This is a genomic window from Burkholderia sp. AU31652, from assembly GCF_002223155.1.
Taxonomy (GTDB): Bacteria; Pseudomonadota; Gammaproteobacteria; order Burkholderiales; family Burkholderiaceae; genus Burkholderia.
The window spans coordinates 1-25,723 of sequence record NZ_NKFG01000007.1 but is presented as its reverse complement, the minus strand read 5'-3'; the positions used below and the strand labels follow the sequence as shown (position 1 = coordinate 25,723).

General features: G+C 68.2%; 22 protein-coding genes. 10 read left to right on the top strand and 12 right to left on the bottom strand.

The genetic code is table 11. From position 1 onward, the window contains the following. The first annotated feature begins 52 nt into the window (after positions 1-52). The 3 genes from CFB40_RS32080 to CFB40_RS32070 are packed head-to-tail and all read left to right on the top strand — an operon-like array spanning position 53 to position 6,347. A complete protein-coding gene (locus CFB40_RS32080; protein WP_089433574.1) occupies positions 53-3,292 on the top strand; it encodes an efflux RND transporter permease subunit in 3,240 nt (1,079 codons plus the stop codon). Positions 3,293-3,340: 48 nt separating this feature from the next. Then, entirely contained in the window at positions 3,341-4,756 is a 1,416-nt protein-coding gene (locus CFB40_RS32075) for an efflux RND transporter periplasmic adaptor subunit (protein ID WP_089433573.1), read from the top strand. Positions 4,757-4,787: 31 nt separating this feature from the next. Next, positions 4,788-6,347: an efflux transporter outer membrane subunit gene (locus tag CFB40_RS32070; RefSeq protein ID WP_089433572.1), complete on the top strand. Its 1,560-nt coding sequence runs from the start codon at positions 4,788-4,790 to the stop codon at positions 6,345-6,347. On the opposite strand, the gene CFB40_RS32065 is transcribed toward CFB40_RS32070, so the two are convergent. From CFB40_RS32065 to CFB40_RS39285, 3 genes are all read right to left on the bottom strand, one after another. Further along, entirely contained in the window at positions 6,325-7,785 is a 1,461-nt protein-coding gene (locus tag CFB40_RS32065) for a heavy metal sensor histidine kinase (protein WP_089433571.1), read from the bottom strand. The genes CFB40_RS32070 and CFB40_RS32065 overlap by 23 nt on opposite strands. After that, entirely contained in the window at positions 7,782-8,459 is a 678-nt protein-coding gene (locus CFB40_RS32060; RefSeq protein WP_027786146.1) for a heavy metal response regulator transcription factor, read from the bottom strand. The genes CFB40_RS32065 and CFB40_RS32060 overlap by 4 nt, the downstream gene beginning before the upstream one ends. Before the next feature lie 452 nt (positions 8,460-8,911). Further along, positions 8,912-9,115 carry a hypothetical protein gene (locus tag CFB40_RS39285; protein WP_089433570.1) on the bottom strand — a complete coding sequence of 68 codons (204 nt, stop codon included), beginning with the start codon at positions 9,113-9,115 and terminating at the stop codon, positions 8,912-8,914. A gap of 155 nt (positions 9,116-9,270) precedes the next feature. On the opposite strand from CFB40_RS39285, the gene rbsK reads away from it, so the two are divergent. From rbsK to CFB40_RS32040, 3 genes are read left to right on the top strand one after another with little or no spacing between them, the layout of a single operon-like run. Next, positions 9,271-10,197 (top strand): ribokinase, encoded by a 927-nt coding sequence (gene rbsK, locus CFB40_RS32050; protein WP_089433569.1) that lies wholly within the window; start codon positions 9,271-9,273, stop codon positions 10,195-10,197. A gap of 41 nt (positions 10,198-10,238) precedes the next feature. After that, positions 10,239-11,612, top strand: coding sequence for an L-fucose:H+ symporter permease (fucP, locus tag CFB40_RS32045; protein ID WP_089429505.1), 1,374 nt, complete (start codon positions 10,239-10,241; stop codon positions 11,610-11,612). A gap of 2 nt (positions 11,613-11,614) precedes the next feature. Beyond that, positions 11,615-12,667: an aldose 1-epimerase family protein gene (locus CFB40_RS32040; protein WP_089433568.1), complete on the top strand. Its 1,053-nt coding sequence runs from the start codon at positions 11,615-11,617 to the stop codon at positions 12,665-12,667. A 22-nt stretch (positions 12,668-12,689) separates the two neighbouring features. Here the strand turns inward: CFB40_RS32040 and deoR are convergent, their stop codons facing one another. Continuing rightward, positions 12,690-13,460, bottom strand: a complete 771-nt coding sequence (deoR, locus tag CFB40_RS32035) for a DNA-binding transcriptional repressor DeoR (RefSeq protein WP_089429503.1) — start codon at positions 13,458-13,460, stop codon at positions 12,690-12,692. Between the two features lie 146 nt (positions 13,461-13,606). On the opposite strand from deoR, the gene deoC reads away from it, so the two are divergent. Continuing rightward, positions 13,607-14,287 carry a deoxyribose-phosphate aldolase gene (deoC, locus tag CFB40_RS32030; RefSeq protein WP_089429502.1) on the top strand — a complete coding sequence of 227 codons (681 nt, stop codon included), beginning with the start codon at positions 13,607-13,609 and terminating at the stop codon, positions 14,285-14,287. A gap of 220 nt (positions 14,288-14,507) precedes the next feature. Next, positions 14,508-15,374, top strand: coding sequence for a DUF2071 domain-containing protein (locus tag CFB40_RS32025; RefSeq protein WP_089433567.1), 867 nt, complete (start codon positions 14,508-14,510; stop codon positions 15,372-15,374). Positions 15,375-15,382: 8 nt separating this feature from the next. On the opposite strand, the gene CFB40_RS32020 is transcribed toward CFB40_RS32025, so the two are convergent. Together CFB40_RS32020 and CFB40_RS32015 are read right to left on the bottom strand one after the other, a co-directional pair. Continuing rightward, positions 15,383-16,330 carry an ATP-binding protein gene (locus tag CFB40_RS32020; RefSeq protein ID WP_373452708.1) on the bottom strand — a complete coding sequence of 316 codons (948 nt, stop codon included), beginning with the start codon at positions 16,328-16,330 and terminating at the stop codon, positions 15,383-15,385. A 26-nt stretch (positions 16,331-16,356) separates the two neighbouring features. Then, positions 16,357-17,265: a DMT family transporter gene (locus CFB40_RS32015; RefSeq protein ID WP_089433565.1), complete on the bottom strand. Its 909-nt coding sequence runs from the start codon at positions 17,263-17,265 to the stop codon at positions 16,357-16,359. Between the two features lie 90 nt (positions 17,266-17,355). Between CFB40_RS32015 and CFB40_RS32010 the strand changes: the two genes are divergently transcribed. After that, a complete protein-coding gene (locus CFB40_RS32010; protein WP_089429498.1) occupies positions 17,356-18,156 on the top strand; it encodes an AraC family transcriptional regulator in 801 nt (266 codons plus the stop codon). Between the two features lie 75 nt (positions 18,157-18,231). On the opposite strand, the gene CFB40_RS32005 is transcribed toward CFB40_RS32010, so the two are convergent. Together CFB40_RS32005 and CFB40_RS32000 are read right to left on the bottom strand one after the other, a co-directional pair. After that, a complete protein-coding gene (locus CFB40_RS32005; RefSeq protein ID WP_089433999.1) occupies positions 18,232-18,717 on the bottom strand; it encodes an anthrone oxygenase family protein in 486 nt (161 codons plus the stop codon). Beyond that, positions 18,714-19,544: an NAD(P)H-binding protein gene (locus CFB40_RS32000; RefSeq protein WP_089429497.1), complete on the bottom strand. Its 831-nt coding sequence runs from the start codon at positions 19,542-19,544 to the stop codon at positions 18,714-18,716. The genes CFB40_RS32005 and CFB40_RS32000 overlap by 4 nt, the downstream gene beginning before the upstream one ends. Positions 19,545-19,638: 94 nt before the next feature. Between CFB40_RS32000 and CFB40_RS31995 the strand changes: the two genes are divergently transcribed. Then, complete coding sequence (locus CFB40_RS31995; RefSeq protein WP_089429496.1) at positions 19,639-20,310, top strand: TetR family transcriptional regulator; 672 nt, start codon at positions 19,639-19,641, stop codon at positions 20,308-20,310. A 355-nt stretch (positions 20,311-20,665) separates the two neighbouring features. On the opposite strand, the gene CFB40_RS31990 is transcribed toward CFB40_RS31995, so the two are convergent. From CFB40_RS31990 to CFB40_RS31975, 4 genes are all read right to left on the bottom strand, one after another. Beyond that, positions 20,666-22,603: a collagenase gene (locus tag CFB40_RS31990; protein WP_089433998.1), complete on the bottom strand. Its 1,938-nt coding sequence runs from the start codon at positions 22,601-22,603 to the stop codon at positions 20,666-20,668. A gap of 269 nt (positions 22,604-22,872) precedes the next feature. Then, complete coding sequence (locus CFB40_RS31985) at positions 22,873-23,727, bottom strand: 3-hydroxybutyryl-CoA dehydrogenase (protein ID WP_089429495.1); 855 nt, start codon at positions 23,725-23,727, stop codon at positions 22,873-22,875. Between the two features lie 38 nt (positions 23,728-23,765). Further along, a complete protein-coding gene (gene bktB, locus CFB40_RS31980; protein ID WP_089429494.1) occupies positions 23,766-24,959 on the bottom strand; it encodes a beta-ketothiolase BktB in 1,194 nt (397 codons plus the stop codon). A 48-nt stretch (positions 24,960-25,007) separates the two neighbouring features. Next, the coding region (locus CFB40_RS31975) for an electron transfer flavoprotein-ubiquinone oxidoreductase (RefSeq protein ID WP_179255329.1) at positions 25,008-25,723 on the bottom strand (716 nt) is incomplete at its 5' end.

Below are 25,723 nucleotides of genomic sequence, written 5' to 3'. Positions count from 1 at the left end.
CGTGCTCGTCGCATCGAATGCGCGTCCATTCCCCGCTTCGAGGAGCACCATCATGTGGATCGTCCGGCTGGCGTTACGCAGGCCCTACACGTTCGTCGTACTCGCGCTGCTGATCTTCATCGCGGGGCCGCTCGCGCTGCTGCGCACCCCCACCGACATCTTCCCGAACATCGACATTCCGGTCGTCAGCATCGTCTGGTCGTACAACGGCTTCTCCGCGGAGGACATGGCCAAGCGCATCACGTCGAACTACGAACGCGCGCTCACGTCGGACGTCGACGACATCGAGCACATCGAATCGCAATCGCTGAACGGCGTGTCGGTCGTGAAGATCTTCTTCCACCCGGGCGCCGACATCAATCGCGCGATCGCGGAAGCCTCGAGCAACGCCGCGTCGATCCTGCGCATCCTGCCGCCCGGCACGCTGCCGCCGAACATCATCACGTACAACGCGTCGACGGTGCCGATCCTGCAGCTCGGGCTGTCGAGCAACACGCTCGCCGAGCAGCAGCTGTACGACCTCGGCAACAGCTTCATCCGCACGCAGCTCGCGACCGTCCAGGGCGCGGCCGTGCCGTTGCCGTTCGGCGGCAAGATCCGCCAGATCGTCGTCGATCTCGACACGCGTGCGCTGCAGGCGAAGGGCCTCGCGCCGATCGACGTGGTGAACGCGATCAACGCGCAGAACCTGATCCTGCCCGGCGGCACCGCGAAGATCGGCACGCACGAGTACGACGTGCAGATGAACGGCAGCACGCAGACGGTGGCCGCGCTGAACGACCTGCCGGTGAAGACGATCGGCGGCACGGTCGTCTATGTGCGCGACGTCGCTCATGTACGCGACGGCTACGCGCCGCAGACCAATATCGTGCGGGTGGACGGCAAACGCGCGGCGCTGCTGACCGTCGAGAAAACGGGTAGCGCGTCGACGCTGACGATCATCGACCAGGTGAAGGCGATGCTGCCGAAGATCGCGGCCGGGCTGCCGAAGGCGCTGCACATTTCGCCGCTCGACGACCAGTCGGTGTTCGTGAAGGCGGCAGTCCAGGGTGTCGTGCGCGAGGCGCTGATCGCCGCGTGCCTGACCGCGCTGATGATCCTGCTGTTCCTCGGCAGCTGGCGCGCGACGCTGATCATCGCGATCACGATCCCGCTCGCGGTGCTCACGTCGCTGCTCGCGCTCGCCGTGCTCGGCCAGACCATCAACATCATGACGCTCGGGGGCCTCGCGCTCGCGGTCGGGATCCTGGTGGACGACGCGACCGTCGCGATCGAGAACATCACGCATCATCTCGAACGGGGCGCGCCGCTCGAAGAGGCCATTCTGACCGGCGCGGGCGAGATCGCGGTGCCGACCTTCGTGTCGACGCTGTCGATCTGCATCGTGTTCGTGCCGATGTTCCTGCTCACCGGCGTCGCACGCTACCTGTTCGTGCCGCTGGCCGAAGCCGTGATCTTCGCGATGATCGCGTCGTACTTCTTCTCGCGCACGCTGGTGCCGACGCTCGCGATGGCGCTGATGCGCGCGAAGGGCCACGGCCGGCCGCCGCGCGGCGTGTTCGCCCGCTTCGTGCGCTTCCAGGCCGCGTTCGAACATCGCTTCGAGGCCGTCCGGCTGCGCTATCGCGCGCTGCTCACCGCGGCGATCGCGCGGCGCCGCCGCTTCGCGGCCGCGTTCCTGCTCGCCTGCGTCGCATCGACCGGCCTGTTCGCGTTCGCCGGCCAGGACTTCTTTCCGTCGGTCGATACCGGCGAGATCCGCCTGCACCTGCGCGCGCCGACCGGCACGCGGATCGAGGAGACCGCACGGCTCACCGACGAAGTGGAAGCGAAGATCCGCGGCGTGATCCCGGCGGACCAGCTCGCGGGCGTGCTCGACAACATCGGCGTGCCGGTGAGCGGGATCAACCTCACGTACGACGCGTCCGACCCGATCGGCACCGGGGACGCCGACGTGCTGATCACGCTGAAGCCGAACCATGCGTCCACGGCCGCGTACGTCGCGACGCTGCGCAACGTGCTCGCGCAGTCGTTCCCCGGCGTGACGTTCGCGTTCCTGCCGGCCGACATCGTCAGCCAGATCCTCAATTTCGGGCTGCCCGCGCCGATCGACATCCAGATCGTCGGCAACCAGCTCGACCAGAACCGCGCGGTCGCGAACGCGCTGCTCGCGAAGCTGCGCGGCGTGCGCGGCCTCGTCGACGCACGCATCCAGCAACCCGGCGACGAGCCGGCGATCGACGTGAACGTCGACCGCACGAAGGCGATCCTGGCCGGGCTGCAGCAGCGCGACGTCGCGCAGAACCTGTTGATCGCGCTGTCCGGCAGCTCGCAGACCACGCCGAACTTCTGGCTCGATCCGCGCAACGGCGTCAGCTACCCGGTGCTCGTGCAGACGCCGCAGTACACGGTGAATTCGCTGCAGGCGCTCGCGAACGTGCCGCTGCCCGCCGGCACCGCCCGCGCGCCGCAGACGCCGGCCGGCGGCCCGGCGGCCGGCGCACCCGCGCAGAACCTGCTCGGCACGCTCGGCAGCTTCTCGCGCACCACGCAGCAGGCGGTCGTGTCGCACTACAACGTGCAGCCGGTGCTCGACCTCTTCGCGTCGGTGCAGGGGCGCGACCTCGGCGGCGTCACCGCCGACGTGACGACACTCGTCGACGAAGCCCGCGCGCAACTGCCGCCCGGCGCGTCGATCGTGCTGCGCGGCCAGGTGCAGGCGATGCACGAGTCGTTCACCGGACTGCTCGGCGGCCTCGTGCTCGCGATCGCGCTCGTCTACCTGCTGATGGTCGTCAATTTCCAGTCGTGGCTCGACCCGCTCGTGATCGTCGGCGGCCTGCCCGCGTCGCTCGCCGGCATCGCGTGGATGCTGTTCGTCACGCGCACGACGCTGTCCGTGCCTGCGCTGACGGGCACGATCCTGTGCATCGGCATCGCGACCGCGAACAGCATCCTCGTCGTGAACACGGCGCGCGAACTGCTCGCCGGCGGCGCGCCGCCGTGGCAGGCCGCGCTGGACGCCGGGTTCAACCGCTTCCGCCCGGTGCTGATGACCGCGCTCGCGATGCTGATCGGGATGCTGCCGATGGCGCTCGGCCTCGGCGACGGCGGCGAGCAGAACGCGCCGCTCGGCCGCGCGGTGATCGGCGGGCTCGCGTTCGGCACGGTGTCGACGCTGCTGTTCGTGCCGGTCGTGTTCGGCTTCGTCCACGCATGGCTCGACCGGCGTCGCGAGGCCGCGGCCGCACGGCGCGCGCAGCCCACCTCCGATACGCCGGCGCTCGGCTGATCGCGCCGCCGCCCTTTCATCCGATTCGTCCAACCTCGAGCCCCCATCATGAACGACTCGATCGAACCCCTCGCCCCGCCGGCCGCCGACGCGGCCCACCCTGCCGGAAGCACGATCGAACGCGCGGCCGTCCCGCCCGGCTCCCGCGAGGCGGCGCCCGATGCGCCGCACCGCCGACGCGGCCGCCGACTGACCGTGCCGCTCGCCGCCGTCGCGCTCGCCGCCGTGCTGCTCGCGATCGGTATCGTGCCGCGCATCGATGCGCGCGCCGCGCAGCGCGCGCAGGTGGCCGCGCAGCAGGCGCTGCCGGTATCGGTGATCGCGCCCGGCACGGCACCCGCCGACCAGACGCTGACGCTGCCCGGTTCGGTGATGCCGTTCGCGGAAGCGTCGATCTATGCGCGCACCAGCGGCTACATCGCGCACTGGAGCGCGGATCTCGGCGCGCACGTGAAGGCCGGCCAGCCGCTCGCGCAGATCGCCGCGCCCGATCTCGATGCGCAGTTGCGCCAGGCGCGCGCCGACGCGGCCACCGCGCAGGCGAACTACGACTATGCGAAATCGACCGCGCAGCGCTGGCAGGACATGCTGACGTCGCAATCGGTGTCGCAGCAGGACACCGACACGAAGGTGGCCGACATGAACGCGAAGCGTGCGATGCTCGCATCCGCGCAGGCGAACGTCGCGCACCTGAACGAGCTGGTGTCGTACGAAGCGGTCAGCGCGCCGTTCGACGGCGTGATCACCGCGCGCAACGTCGACGTCGGCACGCTCGTCACCGCGGGCGGCACGCCGGGCAGTCCGGGCTTGTCCGGCGAACTGTTCCATCTGGAGCAAACCGGCACGCTGCGCGTATTCGTCGACGTGCCGCAGGACAGCGCAGCCGACGTCTCGACCGGCACGCCGGTCTACCTGACCACGCAGCAGTATCCGGGGCGGCACTTTGCCGCGCGCGTCGCACGCACGGCCGGCGCGATCGATCCGGTCACGCGCACGCTGCGCGTCGAAATCGACGTCGACAACGCCGATGGCGCGCTGCTGCCCGGTGCGTATGCGCAGGCGCACCTCGTCGTCGCGAGCGCCGCGCCCGCGTTCGAGCTGCCCGTCAGCGCGCTGCTGTTCCGGCCGGACGGCGTGACGGTGGCGACCGTCGCCGCGAACGGACGCACCGCGCTCAAGCGCGTGCAGATCGGGCGCGATTTCGGCACACGCGTCGAGATCGTCTCGGGGCTCGCGGCAGGCGATCGCGTGATCGACAACCCGGGCGATGCGATCACCGCCGGCGAAGTCGTGAAGATCGTGTCGATCGCGCACGCGGAGGCACCGGTTGCCGCTTCGTCCGCGCAACGCGCGCAACCCGCGCCCGCGAGCGGTGCAGGCGGCGTGCCGCCGATGCGCGCGAGCGGCGCAGCACCGGCCGCGCCGGCCGCATCGACACCCGCCTCGGCGCCCGCACGCGGCTGACCTATCGAAGACCCCTGACGAGATATCCGCCATGCGCCTCGCTCATCCGTTCCCGTTCGCCCGCCGCGCCGTCGCGCTCGGCGCCGCCGCGGCATTGGCCGCGTTGACCGCCTGCACGACGCTGCCGCCGTATTCACCGCCTGCGGTCGCCGTCCCGACGCACTTTGCGGGCGCACCGGCCGCACCGACCGCACCGGCTGCGCAAGCCGGCTGGCACGTCGCGATGCCCGCCGACGCCGCTGCGCGCGGCGCGTGGTGGACGGTGTTCGGCGACGCCGACCTGAACGCGCTCGAAGCGCGCGTCGACGTATCGAACCAGACGGTGAAGAAAGCGCTCGCCGATTTGCAGCAGGCCCGCGCGATGGTCGACTACCAGCACGCGGGGTTCCTGCCGACGATCACCGCGGGCGCCGCGCAAAGCCGCGCACGCGTGTCGCAGAACCGGCTCGGCTCGTCGCTGGCCGGCAAGACCACGCCCGACTATCAGGCCGGCGTGGCCGCGAGCTGGGAGCCCGACGTATTCGGCCGCGTGCGCGATGCGGTGACGGGCGCGCAGGCGAACGCCGCCGCGAGCGCGGCCGACCTGCAGGCCGTGAAGCTGTCGGTGACGGCCGAGCTCGCGACCGACTATTTCGCGTTGCGCTCGCTCGACACGCAGAAGCAACTGCTCGACGACACGGTGCACGCGTACGCGGACGCGCTGACGCTGCTGAAGCAGCAGCTCGCGGCCGGTGCGATCGACGCATCGGCGGTCGCGCAGGCCGACACGCAGCTCGAAGCGACGCGCACGCAGGACACCGACATCGACGCGTCGCGCGCGCAACTCCAGCATGCGATTGCAACGCTGGTCGGCGAAAGCGCGTCGACGTTCGCGCTACCGCCGCGTGTGCGGTCGTACGACGTGCCGGCCATCCCGCCCGGCGTGCCGTCGCAACTGCTCGAGCGTCGGCCCGACATCGCGGCGGCCGAGCGCCGCGTCGCGGCCGCGAACGCGCAGATCGGCGAGGCGCGCGCGGCGTTCTTTCCGGACCTCGTGCTGTCGGCGAGCGCCGGGCTCGAAAGTTCGTTCTTTGCGCCGTGGCTCACCGCGCCGAGCCTGTTCTGGTCGCTCGGCCCGCAGCTCGCCGGCACGCTGTTCGACGGTGGCCGCCGCAGCGCGTCGCTGCGCGGCGCGCATGCGCAATACGACGGCGCGGTCGCCGATTACCGGCAAACCGTGCTGGTGGCATTCCAGCAGGTCGAAGATCAGTTGTCGTCGCTCGATGCGCTCGCGTCGGAGGCACACAGCCAGCAGCGCGCGACCGACGCGGCCGACCTGTCGCTGCGGCTGACGACGAACCGGTTCAACGCAGGTGCCGTCAGCTACCTGGATGTCGTGACCGCGCAGACGATCGCGCTGACGAACCGGCGCACGGCCGACCAGATCGACGCGCGGCGAATGGAGGCCGAGGTCGGGTTGTTGAAGGCGTTGGGCGGTGGCTGGCAGGCGGAGCCGGCGCCCGGCGCGGCGGCACAGACGCAGACGGGCATCGCAAGCGACGCGGCCGCCGCGCCGCACGATACCGCCGTTACGACGCCGACGGCCGGCTGAACGTGAGCATGAAACGCGTGCCGGCCGCATCGCTTTCGACGCGCGCGTTCCCGCCGTGCAGTTCCATCACCGACCGCACGATCGCGAGGCCGAGCCCGGCCGTGCCGCCCGGCGCACCGCCGCTGCGCGCCGGGTCGCCGCGCACGAACCGGTCGAAGATCCGCGGCAGCAGCGCGGGATCGATCGGCTCGCCGGGATTGGCGACGACGACGCGCACCGCATCCGGCGTTTCGTCGACGGCGAGCGTGATGACACCGCCGGCCGGGGTGTAACGCAGCGCGTTCGCGAGCAGGTTGCCGATCGCGCGGCGAAACAGCTCGACGTCGGCAGTCAGCCGCCCCTGCCCTTCGACGCGCAGCGTCGAGCCCGCTTCGTCGGCGAGCCCCTCGAAATACCCGGCGATGCGTTCGAGTTCGTCGCGCACGTCGAACGCCCGCTGCCGCGTGACGAAGCTCGGATGCTCGGCGCGCGCGAGAAACAGCACGTTGTCGATCATCCGCGCGAGCCGGTCGTACTCCTCGAGATGCGATTCGAGCAGCGCCTGGTATTCATCGGCCGGCCGCGGCCGGGCGAGCGCGACTTCGGTCGCGCCGCGCATGTTGTTCAGCGGCGTCCGCAGGTCGTGCGCGAGATCGGCGCTGAATTGCGACAGGTGCGAGAACGCCTGCTGCAGGCGGCCGAGCATCGCATTCTGCGCATCGACGAGCGCCCGCAGCTCGCGCGGCGCGCGCGACGCGTCGAGCCGCGTGTCGAGCTTGTCGACCGTGATCCGGCCGGTGTTGTCGACGATCTCGCGCAGCGGCTCGAGTGCCCTGCGGATCAGCCCGTAGCCGAGCAGCAGCGCGAACAGCGCGCCGACACCGCCGGCAAGCTTCAGCCGGTCGCGGTAACCGTCGAGCAGCGCGGCCCGGTCGCGCATGTTGCGCGCGATCGCGATGTGAATCGGCGTGCGATCGCCGAGCACGGCCTCGATCACGACGCCGCGCATCGGCGTGCCGCTCGCAGCGATCCATGTGACGAGCTGGTCGGCCGTGATCCGGTCGTTCGCGGGTATCGGCGTCGCGTTCGGCGCAACCAGCTGCGCGTCGGCCAGCGGCATCGACGCGGCCGGCCGCGCGTCGTCGAGCGCGGCGAGCGTGACGTTGTGGCGCACCAGCATGTCGCCCTGCCCGTCGGTGACGACCATCGACAGCGCCTCGTTGCCGAGCACCTGGCTCGTGAGCCGCTCCGTATGCGCGCGCACCGCGTCGAGCGATTCGAGCTCGCCCGCGAGCCGGCGCGTATGGCGCGCGGCGAGCACGATGTCGAGGTCGTCCTGCGTATTGACCTGCCGCTCGAGGCTCGCGTACACGTACACGCCGACGAGCCCGAACGCGGCCAGCGTGGTCGCGGCAATCGCGAGGGCGAGCGTCGCGGCCAGCGAACGCGGCCACCTCATGCGTCGTCCTTCGGCTCGAGCACGTAGCCGACGCCGCGCACCGTGTGGATCAGCTTCACCGGGAATGCGTCGTCGATCTTCGCGCGCAGGCGCCGGATCGCGACTTCGACGACGTTGGTATCGCTGTCGAAATTCATGTCCCACACGTAGGACGCGATCTGCGTGCGGCTCAGCACCTCGCCCTGCCGGCGTGCGAGCAGCTGCAGCAGCGAGAATTCGCGCGGCGTCAGGTCGATCCGCGTGGCGCCGCGCTTCACGCGGCGGCGCACGACGTCGATTTCGAGGTCGCCCACCGCGAGATGCTCGGTTTCGCGCGGCGGCCCGCGCCGCGCGAGCGTGCGGATGCGGGCCAGCAGCTCGACGAACGCGAACGGCTTCACCAGGTAATCGTCGGCGCCGAGCTCGAGGCCGTGCACGCGGTCCTGCACGTCGTCGCGCGCGGTCAGGAACAGCACCGGCGTCGTATGCGTGTCGCGCAGCCGCTTCAGCACGCCCCAGCCGTCGAGCACCGGCAGCATCACGTCGAGCACGATCACGTCGTAGCGCTCTTCCTGCGCGAGCGTCAGCCCTTCGCCGCCGTCCTTCGCGAGATCGACGCTGAACCCCGATTCCTCGAGGCCCTTCTTCAGGTAGGCGCCCGTCTTCGGCTCGTCTTCAACTATCAGGATGCGCATGGCGGTTCCGTCGCGGTCGTGGTGACATGCGGCGATGTTACCGGGAAACGGCGACGGCGCACTGCACGGTGCAAGCGGGAACGGGGTGGATGACAAAACGGTAATCAGGCCGTCAGCGTGGCGTGCGGTGGCGAACCCCCGAATCCCCATTGGCGGCGCCGATCGGTATTCAGGGGACGGGCAGCTCGGCACACGCGGGCGCGGTGCGGACGACGGGTACCGAGGACGACCCGGACGGCGATGTCCGCACATCGCACGCGTCGTGAACGCGTATGCAACCGAACTTAAAGGCGCCCTCCCGAGCCCCTGCCGCCGTTATTTGGAGCCGGCCTGCGCGAACCCGCACGTCGGATCGAACGCGTCGAGGATCGTCGCCGACGTGCCGGCCATTCGCGTGGCCGTCGCGTCCGGATTCGCGCGCGCGGGCCCTGCCGAAGCCGGTGCACCGCCGTTCACATCAGGCCGCCGCCCAGCAAGGTGAGGCAGCCCCTTCCGCTGCGTTCGGATTCCCTCATGCCTGCACGCCGCACCCATTGAGCAACGCCGAGCTTGCTGAGCGACATTTCGTCGAGCGGTTTCGTCACGGCCAGGACGAGCGCATCGGAACAGCGCCGAAAGCGCCGCCCGGCCGGATCAAGGCTTGCATCAGGCGGCATCGGTAGCACATGCCGGCACAGCTGCGCCCCGACAAAAGTAACCCTCCGAACATCACATGATTGCATTATCACATTTTATGTGATTTTATTACCACCTGTCGCACGCCGCCGCCCACCACGCGCGCGGCGCACCCCATACCAAGGAAGAGACGCAGATGGAGACAATCGCCGTCATCGGCAGCAACATGGTCGATCTCGTGACCTACGTCGCACGCATGCCCGCCCGGGGCGAAACGCTCGAAGCACCGAACTTCGAGCTCGGCTGCGGCGGCAAGGGGGCGAACCAGGCCGTCGCGGCCGCCCGCCTCGGCGCGCGCGTCGTGATGGTCACGAAGGTCGGCGACGACGTCTTCGCCGACAACACGATCCGCAACTTCGAGCGCGAAGGCATCGACACCACGCACGTGCGCAAGGTCGCCGGCGTGCCGAGCGGCGTCGCGCCGATCTTCGTCGAACCCGATTCGAGCAACAGCATCCTGATCGTCAAGGGCGCGAACCGCCACCTGACGCCGGCCGACATCGACGCGGCCGCGCCGCAGCTCGCCGCATGCGCGCTGATCGTGCTGCAGCTCGAGATCGAACTCGACACCGTCTATCACGCGATCGCATTCGGCGCGCGACACGGCATTCCGGTGCTGCTGAACCCCGCGCCCGCGGTGGCCGATCTCGATTTCGAGCGGATCCGCACCGTCGAATTCTTCGTGCCGAACGAAACCGAGCTCGCGATCGTGTCCGGCATGCCGGTCGATTCGCGCGACAGCGCGGCGCGTGCCGCCGAAGCGCTGGTCGCGCGCGGGCTCAAGCACGTGCTCGTCACGCTCGGCAGCAACGGTTCGCTGCTGGTATCGCGCGACGGCGTGCGGCATGTGCCGGGCGTGCCGGTCGACGCACGCGACACGACGGGCGCCGGCGATGCGTACATCGGCTGCTTCGCGCGCTGCTATGCCGCGTCACGCGACGCGCTCGACGCGATGCGTTACGCGTCCGCGTATGCCGCGCATTCGGTCACGGGCCTCGGTACGCAGAAGTCGTATGCCGACACCGCGACGTTCGAACGCTTCCTCCGCGACGCCGGCATGTAAGCGGCGCCTTCATCGACGAGACAATTGGGAAGGAGACACCCATGAGCCGAGCCAGGATCGAACACACCCCCGACGGCTATTACCTGAACCGCACGCCGCTCTTCGCGTTCACGCTGCTGTGCTGCCTGTTCGCGCTGTGGGGCACCGCCGCGAACCTGAACGACGTGCTGATCGCGCAATTCAAGAAGTCGTTCTTCCTGTCCGATTTCGAATCGGCATTCGTGCAGTCCGCGTTCTATCTCGGCTACTTCTTCCTCGCGATTCCGGCCGCGACCGTCGTGAAGAAGTTCAGCTACAAGACGACGATCCTCGTCGGCCTGCTGCTCTACACGACCGGCTGCCTGCTGTTCTTCCCCGCAGCATCGATGGCGAAGTACGGGATGTTCCTCGTCGCGCTGTTCGTGATCGCGGCCGGCCTGTCGTTCCTCGAAACCGCATCGAACTCGTATTCGACGCTGATGGGCCCGCGCGCAACCAGCACGCGGCGGCTGAACATCTCGCAGACGTTCTATCCGTTCGGCGCGATGGCCGGCGTGTACATGGGCAGCTTCCTGATCTTCAAGGAAGGCGATGCGTCGCATGCGCAGCTCGCCGCGATGTCGGCCGCCGACGCGCACGTGCACCAGCTCGCGATGATCCAGGCCACGCTCGAGCCGTACAAGTGGCTGATCGTCGTGCTCGTGGCCGTGTTCATCGTGTTCGCGCTCACGCCCTACCCGGCCTGCAAGGGCAACGGCCCGAGCGTGGCCACGCACCGGATCGACGCGCGCGGCACGCTCGCGCGCCTGTTCGGCAACCGGCGCTTCGTCGCGGGCGTCGTCGCGCAGTTCCTGTATGTCGGCGCGCAGGTCGGCGTGTGGAGCTTCACGATCCGGCTCGCGATGCAGATCGGCGGCCTGACCGAGCGCGGCGCGTCGCACTACCTGCTCGCGACGTTCTTCGCCTTCTTCGTCGGCAAGCTGGTCGCCACGCTCGTGATGAAGCGTGTCGGCCCGGCCAAGGTGCTGATCGTCTACGGCATCCTGTGCATCGCGCTGCTCGCGTACACGATCAGCGTGCACGACATCACGGCCGTCTATGCGGCCGTGGGCGTGAGCGTGTTCCTCGGCCCGTGCTGGCCGACGATCTACGGCCTCACGATCGACGGGCTCGGCAAGGACACCGAATACGGCGGCTCGATCCTCGTGATGAGCATCGTCGGCGGCGCGGTCGTGCCGCTGATCCAGGGGCTGATCTCCGATCACACGGGCGGCAACATGCAGCTCGCGTTCGTCGTGCCGCTCGCGTGCTTCGTCGTGATCGTCTACTACGGCTTCTACTGCCTGCGCCACCTGCCGGCCGCGACGCCCGACGCAGCCGCCGACGGCAACGCGCCCGCGCGCTACGCCGCCACGCGCAACACGTCGGGAGCCTGAGCATGCGAGGCGAAATCGAACTGCGCCGCGACGACTGCCGCGACACGCCGCGCACGCTGTACCGCACCGACGGCCTGACCGTCACAGCGTTCGCGTATCCGTCCGGCGTCGAGGCGCTGAAGCTCGAGAACCGTCGCGGCCACCTCGTCGTGCTGCCGTATCTCGGCCAGATGATCTGGGCCGCCGCGTTCGACGGCCGCGACCTGACGATGAAGCACATGTTCCGGCAGCCGAAGCGCGCGGCATCGATCATCGATACCTACGGCTGCTTCATGTTCCACAGCGGGCTGCTGCGCAACGGCTGCCCGGGGCCGGACGACACGCATGCGCTGCACGGCGAAATGCCGTGCGCGCCGATGGATCGCGCGAGCCTGGTCGTCGGCTCGGATGCGCGCGGCGCGTTCGTCGAAGTGACCGGCGAATACGAATACGTGCAGGGTTTCGGCAGCCACTATCTGGCCCGCCCGTCGGTCCGGCTCGCCGGGCACGACGCGCAGATGACGATCGCGATGGACGTGACGAATCTCGGCGGCACGCCGATGGACCTGATGTACATGGCCCACCTGAACTACGCGTACGTGCCGGGCGGCCGTTTCGTGCAATCGCTGCCGCGTGGCGGGTTGCGCTTGCGCGACAGCGTGCCGGCACACGTGAAGCCGACCGCCGCGTGGCGCGACTACACGGCCACGCTCGCGCACGAGCCGGAACGGCTTCACACGCTCGATGCGCCCGCGCTGTACGACCCGGAGATCGTGTTCTTCATGAACGGTGCGGAAACGGATGCAGACGGGCTCGCGCATTTCCTGCTCGAACATCCGGATGGCGGCGCCTTCCATACCGCGTACGGCCCCGAGCAATTCCCGCATGCGACGCGCTGGATCCTGCACAACGCGGACCAGCAGGTCGCCGCGTTCGCGCTGCCGTCGACCTGCGAGCCGGAGGGGTATGAAGCCGAGCGCCGCAAGGGCCATGTGGCGGCGCTCGCGCCGGGCGCGACGCGCCGCTTCGAAGTCGTCACCGGCTACCTGAGCGCGGCGGAAGCCCGCCATGCGTGAAGCGATGCGCGGCCGCGCGGCGTCAGGTCACGAGCGCGATCCCGTGTTCGCGGATCGCCGTTTCGTAGCGGCGGCTCAGTTGCCCGTCCGAGATCACGTAGTTGAAGTCGGTCAGCTCGGCGAAGTAGGCCGCGCGCACTTCGTCGAACTTCGTGTGGTCGACGAGCAGGAAGCGGTTCTGCGCACGCGCCATCACCTTCTTCTTCGCGTCGACTTCGTGGAAGTTGAAGCAGGTCACGCCACATCGGTCGCTCACGCCGGCGGCGGAGATGAATGCCTTCGACACGCGCACCGTGTCGAGGATGCCCGTCTCGGCTACCGACTCGAACACCATGTTCTTGCGGTGGTACACGCCGCCGCACAGGATCACGCTGCAATGCGGCTTCTGCTGCAGCTTCGCGAACACGTTCAGCGAATTGCAGACCGCGGTGAATTCGAGGTCGTCCGGAATGAAGTCGACGATGAACGGCGTGGTCGAGCCGCAGTCGACGAAGATCGTGTCGCCGGTCGTCACGAACTGCGCGGCCAGCTTGCCGATGCGGCGCTTCTCCTCGGTCTGCCGGTCGTTCTCGGTGCTGACCACGTACTCGCCGATGTCGCTGCGCTGCGCGGCGAAGTGGCGCGTCACGTAGCCGCCGATCAGGCTCAGGCCGTGCGGGTTGTCCGCGAGATCGCGGCGGATCGTCATCTCGGACACACCGAACAGCTCGGCCACTTCCTTCAGATGAATCGCGTTCTGCCCTTGCAGCACGTTCATCAATGTCTTGATCCGTTCGCCTTTCTTCGTTTCCATGCCAGTATCCTGCGTGCCCGCTGCATCCGTCGCTCGTCGTGCCGGGCGCGCGGGCCCGGCCGGAATGTCGTATTTGTAACAAACCGATGTGAAAACATCAACTTTACGTGTGCCCTCCCGGCACACGCTCCGTGGAGTCCTGAAACATGCCGCTTTCCAACGCCCAACTCGCTCAAACCATCGATCACACGCTGCTCGCGCCCGACGCGAGCGACGCGCAGATCCGCGAACTCTGCCGCCAGGCGGCCGAGCATCGCTTTTACTCGGTCTGCGTGAATTCGGCGAACGTGCCGCTCGCCGCGCGCGAGCTGGCCGATACCGGCGTGCTCGTCTGTGCGGTGGTCGGCTTTCCGCTCGGTGCCGGGCTGTCGGCCGCCAAGGCGTTCGAAGCCACCGCCGCGATCGCGGCGGGCGCCGGCGAGATCGACATGGTGATCAACATCGGTGCGCTGAAGAGCGGCCGCGCCGACGACGTGAAGGCCGACATCGACACCGTGCACCAGGCATGCGGCGCGGTGCCGCTCAAGGTGATCCTCGAAACGGGGCTGCTGACCGACGACGAGAAGGTGCGCGTGTGCGAGATGTGCCGCGATCTCGGCGTCGCGTTCGTGAAGACGTCGACCGGGTTCGGCCACGGCGGCGCGACGCTCGCGGATGTCGCGCTGATGCGCCGCACGGTCGGCCCCGTGCTCGGCGTGAAGGCGTCGGGTGGCGTGCGCGACCGCGCGGCCGCGCTGGCGATGATCGAGGCCGGCGCGACGCGGCTCGGCACGAGCTCGGGGGTGGCGATCGTGACGGATCAGGGCGGGAGTGGGTCGGGGTATTGACCGATGCTGCAGGCCGCCGACGGATTGGCGGACGCGGACGCGGGCACGACGCCAGGCTTCGCGCCTGTGCGCCGGCTTGCGCGCGGCGCCTGCGTCCATCCGACGAGAGCGCTCTCCGCCTGCTTGAAATCCCCGGCATCCTGCTCGCGATCGACATGCCCTGACAGTTTCGACAGGGGCACCGCAACGCCTCTTCCACCCGCCCCGCGACATCGGCACAATGCCGCTCATGCTCCAGGACAACGCCTTCGTTTCCCCGTCCGCCGGCCCCGTCGGCCGCCTCGTCAACCGGCTCGTCGCGAGTCGCCCGCTGCTGCGCACACGCCGCGCGCTGCTGTCGCGCCTGCCGTTCCTGCAGCTCGCGAGCGAGGTCGAGAACGTCGTGTACTGCACGTGGCTCGTCGATGTTGCGGCGGTCGCGCATCTGGTGCCGCGCGGCGTCACGCTCGCGAGCCGCGACGGCCGCACGCCGTTCACGATCCTCACCTATGCGCACCGCCATTTCGGCCCACGTATCGCAGGCCCGCTGCGACGCGTGTTCCCGTCGCCGTTGCAAAGCAACTGGCGGCTTTACGTCGATGCGCTGCCGGGTGGTGTGCCGGCCGATCGCACGGTGCTGTTCGTCAAGAACGTGTTCGATCATCCGCTCTATGCACTCGGCAGCCGACTCTTCAGCGATGCGCTGCCGTCGCATCTCGCCGAACGCTTCACGCATGCCGAACAAGATGGACGGTATCGGACGCGGCTGTCGGGCGGCAGCGGAAGCGCGCCGGATTTCCATTGCTCGGCGGCGATGTCGGATGACGCCACGCTACCCGAGGCGTTCGCGCCGTTCTTCGAAAGCTGGCGCGACGCCGTCGCTTACCTGTCGCTGCAGCACGCGGCCGTCGCGCATGTCGCGGACTGCGACCGCCTCGCGCATGCGTCGATCGAACTGCCGATCGATGTCGACGCGGTTCGGCCGCTGAAACCGGTCGAACCGGTGGGCGGCGGCGAATTCCTCGCGCGCATCGGCGCGACCGGCGAGCCGATGTGCTTCGTCGTGCCGGATGTCGCGTTCAAGGTGCTGTCGGAGCGGGTGTTGTAACGCCCTGCTCAACCCGCTCGCAACGCGCGGGCGCTTTCCTCCGCGTCACTTTCGTCCGCCATCCGCCCGATGTAATCCCGCACGAACTGCACGGCAATCCGCCCCGACCGCGCACCGCGTTCCAGCGCCCACCGCAGCGCCGGTTCGCGCGCCGCGCGAATCTGCTCCGTATCGAACCCGGCTTCGCTCAGCCGGCTGTCGACCACCGCCAGATATGCGTCCTGCGTGAACCCGTAAAACGTCACCCAGATCCCGAATCGCTCGGACAACGAAATCTTCTCCTCCACCGCGTCGCCCGGATGCAGCTCGCCGTTCTCCGCACGCGACACGTTCGCATTGTCGCTCGCCTGCTCGGGCATCAGGTGGCGGCGATTCGACGTCGCGTACACGAGCACGTTCGACAGGTCGCTCGCGACCGAGCCGTCGAGCACCGTCTTCAGTTCCTTGTAGCCGGTCTCGCCCGCCTCGAACGACAGGTCGTCGCAGAACACGATGTATCGTTCCGGCCGCGCCCGCACCAGCTCGACGATCGCCGGCAGGTCGCTCAACTGCTCCTTGCCGACCTCGATCAGCCGCAGCCCGTGCGGCGCGAACGCATGCAGGCACGCCTTCACGATCGACGACTTCCCGGTGCCGCGCGCGCCGGTCAACAGCACGTGATTCGCCGCGAAGCCGTGCACGAACTGCCGCGTGTTCCGCTCGACGATCGCCACTTGTCGCTCGACGTTGCGCAGCGCATCGAACGCGATGAGCGCGGGCGCCGCGACCGGTTCGAGCGGCGCCGCTCGCGGCCCGCCGTCGAAGCCTCGCCAGCGGAATGCGACGGCCGCATCGAAATCGACTTGCGCCGGCTGGCCGGTGCCCGCCAGCGCTTCGAGCGCGGCTGCGATCCGTTCGAGCTGATGCGCGAGCGCCGGGCCCTCCACGGATGCAAGCGCGTCCGGCAGCGCGGCCATCAGGTGCTGCATATCGCGGTCGCCGCTCATTGCCGCACGCCCTGCGAAGCGCTCGCCTGGAACGGAAACCGCTGCGCGATCGCCACGCCGACAAGCGCCACGCCGCCGCCGATCAGGTGATACAGCCGCAGCGATTCGCCGAGCAGAACGATCGCGCCGCCGGCCGTCATCACCGGCAGCAGGTTCATGAACATCGCGCACCGGCTCGGGCCGAGCAGCCGCACGCCCTGCATCCACAGATACGGCAGCACGACCGACGCCAGCACGCCGGCATACAGGATCAGCGGCACGCTCGCACGCGTCGGCCATGCCGCCGGCGCGGGCAAGCGCAGCAGCATCGGCACCATGAAGACGAGCGCGGCGAGCGCCTGCACGTAGGTCGACTGCCACGCCGGCAGCGCACCGATGCGCCAGCGCTTGAGCAGCACACCGTACAGCGCATAGGCGGCCGACGCGGCCAGCATCAGCAGGTCGCCCGTATGCACGCCGCGCGCGGCGATCGTCGTCGGGTGCCCTTCGGCAATCAGGTAGACGACGCCCGCGAGCGACAGCACCCCGCCGCCGATCATGCCCACGCTGGGCGGATCACCGAGCAGCAGCGAGCTGAGCGCCATCGTCATCAGCGGCACGAGCGCCGTAATGATCGCCATGTTGGTCGCGCTGGTCGATTTCGCGGCCTCGTAGGACAGGCTCTGGAACAGCGCCATCGCGAGAAAGCCGAGCACCGCGAGCTTCGGCAGGTGCGCGACGAGCGCCGCGCGATTGCGCCACGCGGGGCGCAGCGTGAACACGCTCATCAGCGCGACGGCGAGCAGCAGCCGGTAGAAGGTGATCGCCGACGGGTCGATCGTCGACGCCGACAGCTTCGACACGACCACGTTGCCGGCCCACAGCGCGATCGCGCAGAAGGGAAACAGAAAAGGAGACTTGTTCATCGCATTCGACGGATTAATATCCTGGCAGGGGGTTGGCGTGGATGGGAACGCCATCGTGCCCGCCCGTCCACCTGCCTGTCTCACGCCAAAATGTCACGACTTGTCGCCAATCGGACACTCGAGTCCACCCCGCCCGGTGCCCACCTGCGCTTCGAATCGACGCCGATGCCCGTCTCGGCGATGGCGGCGACGTACGCGCACGGCACGTCGATCGCGCCGCACCGGCATCGCCGCGCGCAGCTGCTCTATGCGATCGAGGGCGTGATGCACGTGCAGTCCGAAGGCGCGTCGTGGGTCGTGCCGCCGACGCGCGGCGTGTGGCTCGAAGCCGGTCTCGACCACACGGTGCAGATGAGCGGCGACGTGCAGATGCGCACCGTGTTCGTCGAGCCGGGCGCGGTCGAGCACCTGCCCGCGCGGAGCTGCGTCGTGGAAGTGCATCCGCTGCTGCGCGAGCTGATCCTCGCCGCGGTGGACGTGCCGCTCGACTACGCGCCGGGCTCGCGCCACGACCACCTGATGCACCTGCTGCTCGCCGAGGTGACGGTCGCCCCGCTGCTGCCGCTGTACCTGCCGTGGCCGCACGACCCGCGCCTGCGCACGATCTGCGACGCGCTCGTCGCCGCGCCAGACGACCTGCGCACGATCGCCGAATGGGCCGACCGGCTCGGGCTGTCGGTCCGCACGCTCCATCGCGCGTTCCGCCGCGAGACGGGGCTCAGCTTCCGCCGCTGGCGCGAACAGGCGCGGCTGCTGCTCGCGCTCAAGCGCCTCGCGCACGGCGAGAAGGTGCTGACCGTCGCGATGGATCACGGCTACAGCAGCCAGAGCGCGTTCTCCGCGATGTTCAAGCGGCATTTCGGCGTGTCGCCGTCGGCGTTTTATGCGTAGGGCGGGTTCTTGTGCGGCACGCTCGACGAATGCCGGTTGCCCGCACAGGCCGCGTCCACCGCATGACGCCCGCCGCTAGCGCGCCGCGATCCCCGCGATGAAAAACACGCACGCGGCGGCCGACGCCACCGTGCGCACGTGATTCCACATCGTCCAGTCGTGCACGTAACGCGTCCACAGCGCCGCGCCCTGCGCGGTCGACGGATCGGCCGCGGCGAGCGCATCGTTGAGCGGCACGTTGACGGCCATCGTCACCGCGAACATCCCGACCACGTACAGCACGCCGCCGGCGACCGCCAGCATCGCGCCCGGCTGCTCGCGATCGAACAGCGCGAGCACGACTAGGGCAAGCGCCATCAGCGTCGTGACGAGGAACAGCGGCATGAACGGCGAGCGCACGATGTCGACGTTGATCGCGTTCATCGCGGCCACGCCGGCCTGCGGCGCGATCCGTCCGAGCGACGTCATCACGAACGTCGAGAACGCGAAATACACGCCGGCCATCAGCCCGCAGCCGATGGCCGAGCCCCACAGCAAGGCGGCGGTCGCGAACGCGATCATGATCGTGCGCGCCACACGCCGGTGGCGGCCGTCGCGCGCGCATAGTCGGCGAAATCGCGCGCCGGCCGCCCGAGCGTCGCTTCGATACCGTGCGTCACCGCGCTGTTGCGCCCGTCGAGCACCACGCTGAACAGATCGTCGAGCAGCGCGACGACCGGCTCCGGCACGCCCGCCTCGCGCAATCCGGCGACGAACGCATCGGCCGGAATCTCGCGATAGACGACCGGCCGGCCGGCAGCCCGTGCGATTTCGCCGACCGCTTCGGCGAACGTCAGCGCGCGCGGCCCCGTGACCTCGATCACGCGGTTCGCAAAGCGCTCATCGGTGAGCGCGGCCACCGCTACATCGGCGATGTCGTCCGCATCGACGAACGGCTCGCGCACCGCGCCGGCCGGCAGCGCGACCTCACCGGCCAGCACGCCGTCGATCAGGTAGCCCTCGGAGAAGTTCTGGTTGAACCAGCTCGCGCGCACCACGCCCCAACCCACGCCCGACGCCTGCAGCGCGGCCTCGGCGGCCTGCGCGCGGGGCTCGCCGCGCCCGGACAGCAGCACGACCCGCTCGACACCGCTTTCCCGCGCAAGGCGTGCAAATGCGGCGATCGCATCCACCGCGCCTTCGACAGCCAGGTCGGGCTGATAGGTCACGTACGCGGCCGATACGCCGTCGAGCGCGGCCGGCCACGTGTCGGGCGCCGTCCAGTCGAAGCGGACGGCCGACGTGCGCGACACGGGCCGGGTCGCGATGCCGCGCGCACGCAGCCGGGCATCGACGCGGGCGCCCGTCTTGCCCGAACCGCCGACGATGAGGATGGGAAGTGCCGACATGACCGTCTCCTTTGACTAAAATACGAGAGCGTCTCGTGTTTATAAAACACGATAGACTCTCGCATTAGCAACGTCAAGTTTTTCTGGAGGCGGCATGGGCCGACAAAAATCGGGGCAGAACGACGGGCCTGCAACAACGGCGGACACAGCGGATACACCGGCGCGCGCACGGCTGGTGCCGACGCAGCAGCGCAGCCGCGAGCGGTTCGAGCGCATCCTCGCGTGCGCGTCGGAAGTGATGATCGAGAAAGGCTGCGATGCGTTCCGGATGAGCGACATCGTCGAACGCACGGGCATCTCGTTCGGCTCGCTGTACCAGTACTTCCCTGACAAGGCGGCCGTGATCGGCACGCTCGCGGAGCGCTACAACGAAGCCGGCCACGTCTGCGTGCGGCGCGACCTCGCGACGATGAAGACGCTCGACGACCTGCACGCCACGCTCGCCCGCATCACGGACAGCTACTACCGGATGTTCGTCGACGAGCCGCTGATGCGCGACATCTGGCGCGCCACGCAGGCCGACCGCGCATTGCAGGCGCTCGACCGGGCGGACGGGGAATTCCTGGCGGGGTTGTTCGCGGATGCGCTGGGCGAAGTGGCGCCCGATATTCCGCATGCGCAACGGAGCACATTCGCCGAGCTGATGATGATCCAGATCGCGGCGGCCGTGCGCCATGCGATCACGCTGCCGCCGAAGGCGGCGCAGCAGATTCTCGCGATGTTCAAGCGTGCGCTGCCGCGGGATCTGTCGGTGCTGGGCGCGTAGTCGTGTCCAACGCAGTACGCGGCCGGCACCGACTTCACGCCGCGCCTGCCGGACACGCAATCCGCCGGCGGCAAGCAAGCCCGACGTTCGTCACGGCATGACGGGCGGATGGTAGCTGAGCGTGCTCGCAAGCGCCCAGAGCATGACGATCACCAGCGGCAAATGCACCACCAGCTGCGTGAACGTGAACCCGACGATGGAAGAAAGGCGCGCGATAGACGCGCGCGATGCCGACGGCGCGTGACTGACATCCGGGAAGTGCAACCGTTCGTGCAGGCCGGCGCGTCACACCCGGGCAGAGCGGGGGTGACGATCGGAGGCCGGCGTCCGATCACGCGGCGCCGGCCCGTGCCGGTCAGCGCTTCGCCGGCACCGGCGGCTCGCCCGCCGTCGTCGCGCTGCGCGCCCAGTCGACGAACTCGGTGTCGTAGCGATTGCCGATGTAAGCGACATGGTTTGCGTAACCGTCGTAATCGCCCACCCGGAAGCGTGACACGATCGTGTCGACGTCCGCGCGATGGCGCTCGAACATGAAGCGCGTCGCCATGTAGCCCCACCGGTACGCGCGCGTGACGTAGTCGCTCGACGTGTAGCGCGTGCCGAGCACGTCAGAGAACCGGTACGTGCCCGTGCGCACCGCGTCGATCGACTCCGGGTTGTCGTTCTTTCTCGACAGATACTCGGCGACGCCTTCGATCCACCACACGGTCGGCTTCGCGGTGCTCACCGAGAAGTCGCCCGCCATGTCGTAGCGGCCGTCGAGATAGTGCGTGAACTCGTGCTCGAGATTCCACACCTTGAACTCGGGCCGCAGCCACGATGCCTCGTGCGCGATGAAGCGCGCCTGATTGCCCGGCGCGGACGGATCGCCCTCGAGGTACATGCCGCCGTTGTCGGTGCTGATGCCGTAGATCACCGACGCGTATTTTCGATAGTTCGCGTAGTCATCGAAAATGACGAGTTCGATCGTGTCGTTGCGGTCGCCCGCGACCGGCTTGCGCCCGGTCTTCATCATCCGGTGGAAGTAGTCGTCCTGCCGCGCGACTGCCGTGCAGACCGACTGCAGCTGCGGCGGCGTCATGTCCTGCGCGAGAATGCGCACGCCCGCATTGCATGCGTAGCGATGCGAGAGCACCGCGTCGGTCAGCCGCTTCTTGTAGTCGCAGGTGCCGTAGTCCGCGCAGTTGCCCGGATCGCCGTAGTCGACCGCTTCCGCCGCCGCGAGCCAGAGGTCGCTGTCCGCGCCCGTCATGCTCGTCGACGCGAGCATGTCCTGGATCATTTTCTTCACGCGCGGCTTCTGCGCCGGATAACGGAGGAAGCGAAACGTCTCGCGCGCCGCGTCGGCCAGCTGATAGGCGGCGCTCGTGTTCGACAGGCTCGCGCGGTTCGCGGTGACGAAGCGGTTGAGCGTCTCCGGGAGCGTCGCATCGCTGTCGAGCATCGGTTGCGCGCCGCTGCGCTGGTGCGCGTAGAAGAACACCGTGAGCAAGCCGGTGAAGCCGCCCGCCGCACTGCGCTGCAGCAGCGGCGCCGCTGCCTGCGGATTCGACGCGCTCACGGTGTAGGACGCGATGCGGTTCTTCAGCGTCGGCAGGTAGTACGCTTCGTCCCGCATGTTCGTGATGAGCTTCATCAGCTCGTTCGCGGTGCTCGGCGCACGCGAATTGTCGCGATAGAGCGCATCGCCCTCCAGGCTTTGCCTGATATACGGGCGCAGCGACACCGCGAGATTCGGAATCGGGTTTGCGATGCCCGATACATCATATTGGTAATAAGCGGCACGCAGATAAATCAGCAAATTGACCAGGATCAAATTGCTCGCGTCGTATTGATAAATTTCCTGCACGAAACGACCCGCGACAGCGTGCACGTTTTCGGCATTGAATATCTGCGTAGCCTGCGCTTTATCGACCGAGAACAGGCCGTAATGGCATTCGTAATCGGGAAGATTCGCGATGTAATCGGCGAGTGCCGCGCCGCGATACTGGGTCATCACCGACATGTCGCGGCAATCGGCGCCCGACGTGCTGCGCTTGCTGCGCGTGGCCGGCTGCTTGAGCGGCGAGGGCCGGGTCAGCGCCGCGCGATCCTGCTCGCTGAGCGGCAGGTTGTACTGCGCCTGCTCGGGCGACACCGGCAGATTCTGCGGCACGCGAGGCATGCGCGCCTGCCTGGGTTGCGTCTGCTGCGCCGGCTCGGTATTGGCCGATGCGGCGCCTGCCAGTCCGGCGAATACCGACCACGCGACGATGGCCGACCAGCGGCATTTTTTTTGAAACCCCTCGTTTATTGCCACTTTATTTTCTCTCGGTTGTTTTTGGGCAATCACGATATAACATTACACATTGAAACGTCAATTTAATCGATATGAAAGATAACTCCAAGTTAACTGACTTAACTATTTAACGATTAAAATCTATTTTCGAAATAATTCAACCAGCGGACAGTATTCGGCGAGCCGCTTCCATCAATGAAAAACGCGGGTGGCGAGCCGCACCGGATGAATTACACCATCCGACACAACTCGCCACCCGCGTTGATGACTTTCCAGCCTTCTGCTTACTTGCTGTAGTCGTACACCCCACGCCCGGTCTTCCGCCCGAGCCTGCCGGCCGTCACCATCTCGCGCAGCAGCGGGCATGCACGATACTTCGGATCGCCGAAGTCCTTCACGAACACGTCCATCACCGCGAGGCACACGTCGAGGCCGACGAGGTCGGCCAGCGCGAGCGGCCCGATCGGGTGGTTCGCGCCGAGCTTCATCCCCGCATCGATCTCCTCGGCCGACGCGATGCCTTCCGCCAGCACGAAGAACGCCTCGTTGATCATCGGCACGAGAATCCGGTTCACGACGAAGCCCGGCGAATTGCGCACGCCGATCGGCGACTTGTCGAAACGCTCGGTCAGCTCGCGCACCGCCGACGCGGTCGCGTCGCTCGTCTGCAGCCCGCGGATGATCTCGACGAGCGGCATCAGCGGCACCGGGTTGAAGAAGTGCATGCCGACGAAGCGCGCCGGATCGGCGAGCGGCGCCGCGAGCGCGGTGATCGAGATCGACGACGTGTTGGTCGCGATGATCGCTTCAGGCCGCGCGACGGCCTCGATCTGCTTCAGGATGCGGCCCTTCAGCTCGACGTTCTCGGTCGCGGCTTCGATCACGATATCGGCCGCTGCGAGCTTCGCGTAGTCGGTCGACGTCGTGATGCGCGCCAGCGCCGCATCGCGCGTGGCGGCGTCGAGCTTGTCCTTCGACACGAGCCGCTCAAGGCTGCCCTTCAGCGTCGCGATGCCCTTCTCGAGCGCCGCGTCGCTGACGTCGATCATCACGACGTTGAGACCCGCAACGGCGGCGGTCTGCGCAATGCCGTTGCCCATGGTTCCGGCGCCCACGACGCCGACGATTTCGATGGCCATGAAATTTCCTGTGTGTTCGGGTGCTGAGCGTTCGATTATCAGATGTTCTCGAAGATCGCAGCAATCCCCTGGCCGCCGCCGATACACATCGTCACGAGCGCGTAACGGCCGCCGATGCGCTTCAGTTCGTACAGCGCCTTGACCGTGATCAGCGCGCCGGTCGCACCGATCGGGTGGCCGAGCGAGATGCCCGAGCCGTTCGGGTTGACCTTCGCCGGATCGAGGCCGAGCTCCTGCGTGACCGCGCATGCCTGGGCCGCGAACGCCTCGTTCGCCTCGATCACGTCGAGATCGCTGATCTTCAGGCCCGCGCGTTCGAGCGCCTTCTGCGTGGCCGGCACCGGGCCGATGCCCATGTACGCCGGATCGACACCCGCGTGCGCATAGGCGACGAGGCGCGCGAGCGGCTTCACGCCCTGCGCGCGCGCGGCGTCCGCGCTCATCATCAGCACGGCCGCGGCCGCATCGTTGATGCCCGACGCGTTGCCGGCCGTCACGGTGCCGTTCTCCTTCTGGAACACCGGCTTCAGCTTCGTGAAATCATCCGCGCTGGCTTCGAGGCGCACGTGCTCGTCGGTGTCGAACGCAACTTCGCCCTTCTTCGTGCGGATCGAGATCGGCAGGATCTGATCCTTGAAGCGCCCTTCCGCGATCGCGCGCGCCGCGCGACGATGCGATTCGAGCGCCAGCGCATCCTGCGCGTCGCGCGAGATGCCGTACTTCGCCGCGACGTTCTCGGCCGTCACGCCCATGTGGATCGTCTGGAACGGGTCGTGCAGCGCGCCGAGCATCATGTCGACGAGCTTGCCGTCACCCATGCGCTGGCCGAAGCGCGCGGCCGGCACGGTGTACGGGGCGCGGCTCATGCTTTCGGAGCCGCCGCCGATCGCGATGTCGGCGTCGCCGAGCATGATCGTCTGCGCGGCCGACACGATCGCCTGCAGGCCCGAACCGCACAGGCGGTTCACGGTCAGCGCGGGCGTATGCTGCGCCACGCCGCCATTGATCGCCGCGACGCGCGCGAGATACATGTCCTTCGGCTCGGTGTTCACGACGTGGCCGAACACGACATGCCCGACTGCGTCGCCCGACACGTTCGCACGCGACAGCACTTCGGCGACCACCTTCGCACCGAGGTCGGTCGGCGAGAAATCCTTCAGGCTGCCGCCGAAATCACCGATCGCGGTACGAACACCGCTCACTACCACGACTTCTTTCGCTGCATTGCTCATCGTCTCACTCCGGTTCGTTCGCGCCCGCAGGCGCGGGGATGCGTTGCGTTACATGTTCGGGTAATTCGGCCCGCCGCCGCCTTCCGGCGTGACCCACACGATGTTCTGCGTCGGGTCCTTGATGTCGCAGGTCTTGCAGTGCACGCAGTTCTGCGCGTTGATCACCAGGCGATCGCTGCCGTCGTCGTTCTTCACGAATTCGTACACGGCCGCCGGGCAGAAGCGCGCCTCCGGCCCCGCGTACGTGCGCAGGTTCACGTTCACCGGCACGTTCGCATCCTTCAGCGTCAGGTGCGCGGGCTGGTTCTCTTCGTGGTTCGTGTTCGAGATGAATACCGACGAGAGACGGTCGAACGTCAGTTTGCCGTCCGGCTTCGGATACTCGATCGGCTGGCATTGCGATGCCGGCTTCAGCATTTCGTGGTCCGCATGCTTGTGGTGCAGCGTCCACGGCACGTTGCCGCCCATCACCTTCTGCTCCAGCCCGACCATCAGCGTGCCGAGGTACAGCCCCTTGGCCATCCACTGCTTGAAGTTGCGCGCGCGGTACAGCTCCGTGTACAGCCACGACTGCTTGAAGGCGTCCGGGTACGCGTTGAGCTCGTCGCTCTGGCGGCCAGCCTGCACCGCGTCGAACGCGGCGTCGGCCGCCAGCATGCCGGTCTTGATCGCCGCGTGGCTGCCCTTGATCCGCGATGCGTTCAGGAAGCCCGCGTCGTCGCCGATCAGCGCGCCGCCCGGGAACACCGTCTTCGGCAGCGACA